The following is a 9,275-nucleotide window of genomic DNA, read 5'->3' as shown; positions in this document are numbered from 1 at the left end:
CGCGGATTGCCGAAAAGCTGGGCGTGACCGAGGCCACGGTGACCTTCCACATGGCGCGGGCGCGCGAGGCGCTGGGGGCGCAGACCCGGGAACACGCTTTGGCGCTGGCGCTGAAATACCAGCTGATCGCGCCCTAGGGGCACCGCCGGGGTGGCTGCGCCGGGGCGTGGCGGGACAGGGTGATTCGACCCCTGAAAGACCTATGAACATTCACAGCTTTGCGGCTTGGTCCGGATTTGCGACAGTTGAGCCGAGGTGTTCGGGGTGGGTCCCCACTGCTTCGTGCGCTTCGTGTTCCCGGACCAGTTTCGATCCGGTCGTGCTTGGTTTCGGTTTTAAGTAGGAAGACCATTTCAGACCCTTCGGAGAGGCGCCATCGGTGCCTCTCCTATTTCATTGCGCTGCCGGGCGTTTCGGCTGTGCGGGGGCCTGATCCGGCGGCCGGCCCGGCTCTGGTCGCACGGCACGGCTTGCCCGCGCCCGAGGGGTGGTTTATCACGCCCTTCGAACCTGTCTGAACGGAATGACCCATGCGCGCCGAAACCCAGAACACTGTTGCCAGAATTGAGAAATCGCTCGACCTGCTGCGCCAGCGGCTGGACTGGGAGACCGCGGCATACCGGCTCGAGGAATTCAACGCGCGGGTCGAGGACCCGGACCTCTGGAACGACCCCGAGGCGGCGCAGAAGCTGATGCGCGAACGCCAGACATTGGTCGACGCCATCGACACCTGCAAGTCGATCGAGACCGACCTCAGCGACAATATCGAGCTGATCGAACTGGGCGAGATGGAAGAGGACGACGAGGTCGTCAAGGAGGCCGAGGCGGCCCTGGTCGCGCTGGCCGAAAAGGCCGCCGAGAAGGAACTCGAGGCGCTGCTCGACGGCGAGGCCGACGGCAATGACACCTTTCTCGAGATCAACTCGGGCGCCGGCGGCACCGAAAGCTGCGACTGGGCCTCGATGCTGGCGCGGATGTATGTCCGCTGGGCCGAGAAAAAGGGCTATAAGGTCGAGCTGCAGTCCGAGACCCCGGGCGAAGAGGCGGGCATCAAATCCGCCGCCTACAAGATCTCGGGCCACAATGCCTATGGCTGGCTGAAATCCGAAAGCGGCGTGCACCGGCTTGTGCGTATCTCGCCCTATGACTCGGCGGCCAAGCGGCACACGTCTTTCAGTTCGGTCTGGGTCTATCCGGTGGTCGACGACAATATCGAGATCGAGGTCAACCCGGCCGATATCCGCGTCGATACCTATCGCTCTTCGGGGGCCGGTGGTCAGCACGTCAACACCACCGACTCGGCGGTGCGCATCACCCACATCCCCACCGGGATCGTGGTCACCAGTTCCGAAAAATCCCAGCACCAGAACCGCGACATCGCCATGAAAGCCCTGAAATCAAGGCTTTACCAGCAGGAGCTGGATCGCCGCAACGCCGCCATCAACGAGGCCCACGAGGCCAAGGGCGATGCCGGCTGGGGCAACCAGATCCGCTCTTACGTGCTGCAGCCCTACCAGATGGTCAAGGATCTGCGCACCAGCTACGAAACCTCCGACACCAAGGGCGTTCTGGACGGCGACCTCGACGGTTTCATGGCCGCGACGCTGGCCATGGACGTGGCCGGCAAGAGCCGCGCCGACGCCCAGTCCGACGACTGACGACGCCGGGGTTGCTTCCGGAACTTGGCCGGCACGGGGGCGCCCCGCGCCGGTGCCGGGCAATGGCGGGGGCAGGGGGCTCCCGCCGCTGATGCCCGCCGATCCGGTTTTCCGGCTGCCCTTTCCGACCACGGAAACGGCGGTGATGCGCAAAATCGCATCCGGTGACGCTTCACATGTGCAGCAAACTTGATTTGTGGTCTCCAAGCGGTTCTTATCTCGGGTAAAAGCGCGCACAGGAGACATCGATGCCAGATCAGCCGAGTATGGGGGTTCCGCCTTTGGGCGGAGTGGATTTCGTCATGCTGAAGGGGGCCCTGTCGCGGGGCTGGAGCGACTTTCGGGCCCGGCCGGCCTATGGGCTCGCCTTTTCGGCATTCTACGTGCTGGCGGGCTGGGCGCTGGCCTGGGTCACGATGGCCACCGGCCAGACCTATTGGCTGGTCTTCGCCGCCATCGGCTTTCCGCTGATCGGGCCCTTTGCGGCGGTCGGACTTTACGAGGTGTCGCGCCGCATCGAACAGGGGCGCGAGATGGACGCGCCGGCGATCTTCGGCGTCATCGGCCGCCAAAGGCAGCGCCAGCTGCCCTCGATCTGCGCCGTCATCGTCATCGTCTTTCTGTTCTGGTTCTTTCTGGCACATATGATCTTCGCGCTGTTTCTCGGCCTGTCGACGATGACCAATGTCTCGAGCTCGTTCGAGGTCTACCTGACGCCCAGCGGGCTGATGATGCTGGCCGTCGGGACCGTGGTCGGCGCCGCCTTTGCGCTGCTGCTGTTCATGATAACGGTGATTTCGCTGCCGCTGCTTCTGGATCGCGAGGTGGATTTCGTCACCGCGATGATGACCAGCTTTCAGATCGTCACCGCGCATCCGCTTCAGATGCTGTTCTGGGCCGCCCTCATCGCCGGGCTGACCTTCGCCGCCTTGCTGCCGGCCTTTCTCGGCCTGTTCCTGGTGCTGCCCTTGCTGGGGCATGCCACCTGGCATCTCTATTCGCTGATGAAATCTGCCGGTTCCGCCGGCGACGACGCCGGCTGACGTTGGCCCTCGCGCCCGAGTCAAGGCAAGGCGAGTCAAGGCAGGGATCGTGTCCGTCCCGGTGGGTTCCGGTGCGGCTCGGCGGCGGGTGAACGCCCCTTGGCGTCAGGCGAAGGGCCGGTCCAGTTGCAGCAGCTTGCGATGATAGGGGATCAGGTCCTCGGCATTGCAGAACCCGACCGAGCGCGCCGCCGCGAGAACCGGTCCGGTTTTCGTGCCGAGATGCTCGTAGACCAGCCGCGCGGCACGACAGCCGTTGACGGTTTCACGCACCGTGCGGGTGGCATAGCCGATCCAGTAGTGGTTCTGGAACGAGGCAACCCGGCTGAGGTAGTTGAACGAGGTCGCCATGGTGCGCTTGTGCGATACGATGGCGGCGATCCCGTCTTCCTGCGGGAGCACCACACCGCGAAATTCGCGGGTCTCGGGATCGGTCGGAAGGCCCTGTTGGCGCATCGCCTCCTTGGCCTCGTAGCCGCGTATGAAAGTGTGCTTGTCCCGTCGGAAGACATAGACCAAGCCGATGATAATCAAGCCGGTTTCGATGAAGCTTGGCCGCGAGAAACGGTAGAACCCGTCGGGAAGCACATCCTGCGGGATCTCGGTCATCCCGGCGCCGAGATAGTCCGAGATCAACGGATGGTTGAGAACGCCGCGCTCGGTGTCCAGGTGGTCGATGGGCTCCAGCAGGATGCGCGCGTCGACGTCGAAAAAGGTGCAGATGCGATGCAGCACGTCGGGGCGCGGAAAACTCTCGCCCGACAGGTAGCGGTTGAATTGCGTGCGGTTGATCCCCAGTTCGCGGCAAAGCTGGGACACCGAGGGGTAGCGGTCGGCAAGCCTGCGCAGATTGGCGCCGAACATCTTGCGCAGATCGGCCGGAGAGGGGTCTGACTCCGGGAATTCCGGTGCGATGATCAATTCGGCCTCCAGTGGTCTTGCTCTGCTCAGCTTCGCTTCTGACGCGCATTGGAGGATGCCCGCCGGGGGTGGCTGACGCCAATTGGCGACATGCTGGCGCAGTTTGGCACCAAGTTGCGGCAATGTCGACACAATTTCGTCAGCATCGACGCGCAATTAATCATGTGCAGACGCCGTTTCATTTGTGAAACTCGGTATCGTGGCGAAAAGGAGTTTGAACTCAAATGCTTGGCGTAGTGCTTTGGAGTGACCCCAGCGAACGCAAAGCCGTAATCTGGTGCGAGGACCACGGCGATCTGGCCTATTTCAGCGACAGCGACAGCGATGGCGCTGCGGCGGAGATGCCGGAAATCGACGCCGGAGATCTGGTGGATTTCGACCTGTGTCAGGACACACACCTGCGGCGGGCCCGCAACCCGCGCCGGATCGATCAGGGGGCCTATGACGGAATCGCATCTCGTCTTCAGGTTGCGTCCTCTTGCCCGCAACCGGTGGCCGCGAACCAGCAGCAGACCGTGGCACAGGTCATTCCATTCATAAGAGAGAGAGCGGAAGCGCCGGCAAGGGCGCTGGTGGTCGTCTGACCCGGTGCGAGAGGGGGCCCCACAGCGGCCCCCTCTCTGTTTTCAACGCGGCATCGTGCCTATTGCGCGCCGCGCGACAGGGCGGCGACGCCGGTGCGCGCCACCTCGACCAGCCCCAGCGGGCGCATCAGGTCGGCAAAGGCGTCGATCTTTTCCGGCGCGCCGGTGATCTCGAAGACAAAGCTGTCGAGGGTCGAATCCACCACATTGGCGCGGAAGATGTCGGCCAGGCGCAGCGCTTCGACCCGCTTGTCGCCGGCGCCCGAGACCTTGAACAGGCCCAGTTCGCGCTCGACCGAGGGGCCTTCGACGGTCAGGTCGTGCACCTCATGTACCGGCACGATCCGCCCCAGCTGGGCCTTGATCTGTTCGATCACCTGCGGCGTGCCCTTGGTGACGATGGTGATCCGCGACTGATGTCCCAGATGGTCGACCTCGGCCACGGTCAGGCTTTCGATGTTGTAGCCCCGGCCCGAGAACAGGCCGATGACGCGCGCCAGAACGCCCGGTTCGTTGTCGACCACCACCGCCAGCGTATGCGCCTCCTGCACGTCCGAGAAGTTCGGGCGCAGGTTATAGGCGGAATGTTTGGTCGAGCCTTTTTTGATTTTCAGAGCAGCCATTTTTCTCTTCCTTACACCAGAACCGCACCGCCGGCTTCGATCGCACCCTGCGTCGAGGCCTCGCCCAGCAGCATTTCGTTATGCGGCTTGCCCGAGGGGATCATCGGGAAGCAGTTCTCGTGCTTTTCGACCAGACAGTCGAAGATCACCGGCCCGTCGTGGTTGATCATCTCGAGGATCGCCTCGTCGAGATCGTCGGGGTTGTCGCAATAGATGCCCTTGGCGCCGAAGGCCTCGGCGAGCTTGACGAAATCGGGCAGCGCCTCGGACCAGCTGTGCGAATAGCGTTCGCCGTGCAGCAGCTCCTGCCACTGGCGCACCATGCCGAGACGTTCGTTGTTGAGGATGAACTGTTTCACCGGCAGGCGGAACTGCACCGCGGTGCCCATTTCCTGCATGTTCATCAGCCAAGAGGCCTCGCCGGCGACGTTGATGACAAGGCTTTCGGGATGCGCCATCTGCACGCCGATCGAGGCCGGGAAGCCGTAGCCCATGGTGCCAAGCCCGCCCGAGGTCATCCAGCGGTTGGGATCTTCGAAGCCCAGGAACTGCGCCGCCCACATCTGGTGCTGGCCGACCTCGGTGGTGACAAAGCGGTCCTTGTCCTTGGTCAGCGCCTCGAGCCGCTGCAGGGCATATTGCGGCTTGATGACGCGACCTTCCTGCTTGAAATGCAGGCAGTCCATCGCCCGCCACTGGTCGATCTGCGCCTGCCATTTGGCGATGGCGTCCTTGTTGGTCTTGCGGCCGCGCGCCTTCCAGACCTTGAGAATGTCCTCCAGCACGTGGCCGACATCGCCGACGATCGGGATGTCGGTCTTGATCACCTTGTTGATCGACGACGGGTCGATGTCGATATGGGCCTTTTTCGACCCCGGCGAAAAGGCGTCGATCAGCCCGGTGATACGGTCGTCGAAACGGGCGCCGACATTGATCATCAGATCGCAGCCGTGCATCGCCATGTTGGCCTCGTAAAGCCCGTGCATGCCCAGCATGCCCAGCCAGTTCGACCCCGAGGCCGGATAGGCGCCAAGCCCCATCAGCGTCGAGGTGATCGGAATGCCGGTGGTGTCGACCAGCTCGCGCAGCAGCTGCGCCGCCGCCGGGCCCGAGTTGATCACCCCGCCGCCGGTGTAGAACACCGGGCGCTCGGCCTTTTCCAGCGCCTCGACCAGCTCGGTGATGGCCTCGATGTCGCCCTTCATCTGCGGCTGGTAATGCGAGGTCCTGGCCGCTTGGGGCGGCGTGTAGTCGGCGCTGGCGAACTGCACGTCCTTGGGGATATCGACCAGCACCGGGCCCGGGCGGCCCGAGCGCGCCACGTGAAAGGCCTCGTGGATGGTCGCCGACAGGGTCTCGGTGTCCTTGGACAGCCAGTTGTGCTTGGTGCAGGGGCGGGTGATGCCCACCGTGTCGGCCTCCTGAAAGGCATCCGAGCCGATCATGAAGGTCGGCACCTGGCCCGACAGGACCACGATCGGGATCGAATCCAGCAGCGCGTCGGTCAATCCGGTCACCGCATTGGTGGCGCCGGGCCCCGAGGTCACCAATGCCACCCCGACCTTGCCGGTCGAACGGGCATAGCCTTCGGCGGCATGAACCGCCCCCTGTTCGTGCCGCACCAGAATGTGACGGATGTCATTCTGCTGAAAGATTTCGTCGTAAATCGGCAGGACAGCTCCGCCGGGATATCCGAATACCGTGTCCACACCCTGATCCTTCAGGGCCTGAACTACCATCCTCGCTCCGGTCATCTGACGTGTCATGTCTCTCTCCGTTACCAACGTCACAAATCTTGCGCATAAAAAAGCCCCCGATCTTCGAGCGGGGGCGCATGGGGAACCGTTATGGTGTCCGTTACCGGCCCATGCGCCTGTCTTCCACGAGTACCACTAGCTGTGCCATGTCGGGCTCCTTGATGCGTGGGCGGACCTTATGCAGACCGTCCCGGGGCGTCAACCGCGAAAAGCCTCTTTGAGGCGGGAAAAATCTAAGAATATTTCCTTTGCGCCGGTAAAACCTTTTCGAAAATTGCGCGAAGAGGGCGAAAAACGCCGCCGGGCCAATAGGTCGCGCCCGCAAGTGGCTTTCTCTTGCCTGAAGTATCCCGGGGGGAGGCCGGCGTGCGGGCGGCCCTGGGCCGCACGCGATGCCGGGCGGGGGGCAGCGCCCCCCAAGGCCGCGCTCAGAGGCTGACGCCGGTGCCCTGCAGCACCCCGTGTTCCATCGCGTAGCGGGTCAGCCCGGCGGTCGAGCTGATCCCCAGCTTGCGCTTGATGTTCTTGCGGTGGGTCTCGACGGTGCGCACCGAGATATTGAGCGCCGCGGCGACCTCCTTGTTCGACTTGCCCTGCGCCAGCTGCAACAGCACCGTCTGCTCGCGGCTGGTCAGGCTCTCGCGCTGGTCGCCGTCCTCGGGTTCCAGCGACCCCTTGGCGCCGGTGCAGAGATAGCGCTTTCCTGTCATCACCGTGTCGATGGCGATCTTGATCTCCTCGGTGGGCACGTCCTTCAGCACGTAGCCCACCGCGCCATGGCTGAGGGCGGTGTTGATGTATTCCGGGCTGTCGTGCATCGACAGGATCAGGATCCGCGTGGCGGGGTTGGCCTCGAGCAGCATCTCGGTGGCGGTGAGCCCGCCGATATCGGGCATGTTGAGATCCATCAGCACCACGTCCGGTGCCATCTGCGGCATCCGGTCCACCGCTTCGCGACCATTGGACAGGGTGGCCACGACCTCGATGTCGTCATAGCTTTCGAGGATCGACTGGATGCCTTCGGCGACCATCGGATGGTCATCGACGATCACGACTTTCACAGGGTCACTCATGCGCGGGCCTTTCTGGAGTCCGGGGTCTGTGCCTGGGGTTGCAGCATGTGGCTGAGCGGGACTTCGGCCACGATAACCGTTCCCGAGCGCGACGAGAAGATGCGCAGCGCGCCGTCCAGCTGCTCGACCCGCTCCTGCATGTTGCGCAGCCCCAGCCCCGAGCCCGGTTTCGAGGCCGCTTCGGGGGCGATGCCGCCGCCGTCGTCGGCGATGCGCAGGGTGGCCCCCTTCTTGTGGCCGCGCACGTCGATCGTGACCCGCCTTGCCCCGGCATGGCGCTCGATATTGGTCAGCGCCTCCTGGGCGATGCGATAGAGCGCGATCTTGGCGTCCTGATCGAGCCGGTTGCGGAACACCACGGTGTTGAACTCGGTCTCGATCCCGGTGCGGGCGGCGAAATCGTCGGTCAGCGCCTTCAGCGCCGGCCCCAGCCCGAGATCGTCGAGCACCCCGGGGCGCAGGTCGCGGCTGATGCGGCGCACCTCCTGGATCGCGCCCGACAGGTGGTCGATGCCCTTGTCGAGGGTCTCGGTGGCGCGGGCATCGCCGGCGCTGAGCCGGCGCCGGGCGCTGTCCAGCGCATAGCGCACCCCGACCAGCAGCTGGCTGATCCCGTCATGCAATTCGCGCGCCACCCTTCCGCGCTCTTCTTCCTGGGCGTCGAACACCCTCTGGGTCAGCTCCTTCAGCTTGGCATCGGCCAGCCGGCGTTCGCGGATGGTGATCACCATCCCCGACATGAAGACCATCAGCAGCGCGCCGACGGTGATCGCCAGGATATACATCGTGGTCCGCCGGACCCTTGCCTCGACCTGAGCCCGCGCCGCGGCCACGGTCTCGAGCACGTCGTCGATGAAGATGCCGGTGCCGATGGCCCATTTCCAGTCCTGAAGGCCGACGACATAGGTCACCATGCGGGCGGTCTCTCCGGTCGAGGGCTTGGCCCAGTCGTAGCTGTGATAGCCGCCGCCCTGGCGCGCGATGCGGATCAGCTCGTCGGTGATCGGAATGCCGGCGGGATCTTCGAGCCCGGCCCAGTTGCCGCCAATCAGATAGGTCTGGCGCGGGCTGACAAGGTTGGTACCGTCATAATCGAAGACGAAGAAATAGCCGTCCTGACCGTAGATCATCGACGACAGGATCTGGGTCACCGCCAGCATCGCCGCCTCGTCGTCCGGCGCGGCGCGGCCATAGATGTTGACGAAGGCGGTGCGGGCGATCGACAGGTAATTCTTCAGCTCGGCCTTCTGGGCCGCGATCAGCTGTTCCTCCAGCGCCTTGATCTCGCGTTCGGCCAGCTGCCGGGACTGGTTGGCCACCAGCACCGAGATCGCCGCCACCGCCAGGATCAGCGGCAGCGTCGCCAGCAGAAACAGCTTCTGGGCGTAGGACAGTCGGAAACGGGGCAGGAAACGGCGCATATATGATTCGATAGTCGGCTTTGGCGTCGAATCATAGCCGGGATTCGGCTGCGGGTCGCGCAAAGGGCGCCAAACCGGCCCCGATGCGGCCCCGATGCGGCCCCGATGCGACGGCGATTTCGGCGCAATTTCAGCCGAGTCCGTAGTAGTTGGTATTCCCAGAAGGCGAACCCGGGGCTAGGCTTCTTTCACTTG

At 64.1% G+C, this 9,275-nt stretch carries 9 protein-coding genes; 4 read left to right on the top strand and 5 right to left on the bottom strand.

Features of this window, described 5'->3' with window-relative positions; all coding sequences use genetic code 11:
* Positions 1–5: 5 nt before the first annotated feature.
* The 3 genes from ABZD10_RS10685 (at position 6) to ABZD10_RS10675 (ending at position 2,701) form a co-directional block, all read left to right on the top strand.
* Entirely contained in the window at positions 6–137 is a 132-nt protein-coding gene (locus ABZD10_RS10685) for a hypothetical protein (protein WP_372886409.1), read from the top strand.
* Positions 138–530: 393 nt separating this feature from the next.
* Positions 531–1,658 (top strand): peptide chain release factor 2, encoded by a 1,128-nt coding sequence (gene prfB / locus ABZD10_RS10680; protein ID WP_372886408.1) that lies wholly within the window; start codon positions 531–533, stop codon positions 1,656–1,658.
* A 248-nt stretch (positions 1,659–1,906) separates the two neighbouring features.
* Positions 1,907–2,701, top strand: coding sequence for a DUF2189 domain-containing protein (locus ABZD10_RS10675; RefSeq protein ID WP_372886407.1), 795 nt, complete (start codon positions 1,907–1,909; stop codon positions 2,699–2,701).
* A gap of 105 nt (positions 2,702–2,806) precedes the next feature.
* Here ABZD10_RS10675 and ABZD10_RS10670 read toward each other — a convergent pair whose 3' ends face one another.
* Positions 2,807–3,622 carry a helix-turn-helix domain-containing protein gene (locus ABZD10_RS10670; RefSeq protein WP_372886406.1) on the bottom strand — a complete coding sequence of 272 codons (816 nt, stop codon included), beginning with the start codon at positions 3,620–3,622 and terminating at the stop codon, positions 2,807–2,809.
* Between the two features lie 224 nt (positions 3,623–3,846).
* Between ABZD10_RS10670 and ABZD10_RS10665 the strand changes: the two genes are divergently transcribed.
* Positions 3,847–4,206 (top strand): hypothetical protein, encoded by a 360-nt coding sequence (locus ABZD10_RS10665; protein ID WP_372886405.1) that lies wholly within the window; start codon positions 3,847–3,849, stop codon positions 4,204–4,206.
* A 59-nt stretch (positions 4,207–4,265) separates the two neighbouring features.
* On the opposite strand, the gene ilvN is transcribed toward ABZD10_RS10665, so the two are convergent.
* From ilvN to ABZD10_RS10645, 4 genes are all read right to left on the bottom strand, one after another.
* Positions 4,266–4,829 (bottom strand): acetolactate synthase small subunit, encoded by a 564-nt coding sequence (ilvN, locus tag ABZD10_RS10660; protein WP_372886403.1) that lies wholly within the window; start codon positions 4,827–4,829, stop codon positions 4,266–4,268.
* Positions 4,830–4,840: 11 nt separating this feature from the next.
* Entirely contained in the window at positions 4,841–6,595 is a 1,755-nt protein-coding gene (locus ABZD10_RS10655; protein WP_372886401.1) for an acetolactate synthase 3 large subunit, read from the bottom strand.
* A gap of 419 nt (positions 6,596–7,014) precedes the next feature.
* Positions 7,015–7,659, bottom strand: a complete 645-nt coding sequence (locus ABZD10_RS10650) for a response regulator (protein ID WP_372886400.1) — start codon at positions 7,657–7,659, stop codon at positions 7,015–7,017.
* The gene (locus ABZD10_RS10645) at positions 7,656–9,080 is read right to left on the bottom strand and encodes a cache domain-containing protein (RefSeq protein ID WP_372886399.1); all 1,425 of its coding nucleotides are present in this window, start codon (positions 9,078–9,080) and stop codon (positions 7,656–7,658) included. The genes ABZD10_RS10650 and ABZD10_RS10645 overlap by 4 nt, the downstream gene beginning before the upstream one ends.
* Positions 9,081–9,275 lie beyond the last annotated feature (195 nt).

The organism is Shimia sp. (assembly GCF_041624275.1).
Classification (GTDB): domain Bacteria; phylum Pseudomonadota; class Alphaproteobacteria; order Rhodobacterales; family Rhodobacteraceae; genus Shimia.
The sequence above is the reverse complement of the archived record's forward strand: the minus strand, read 5'-3'. Positions and strand labels throughout refer to the sequence as shown.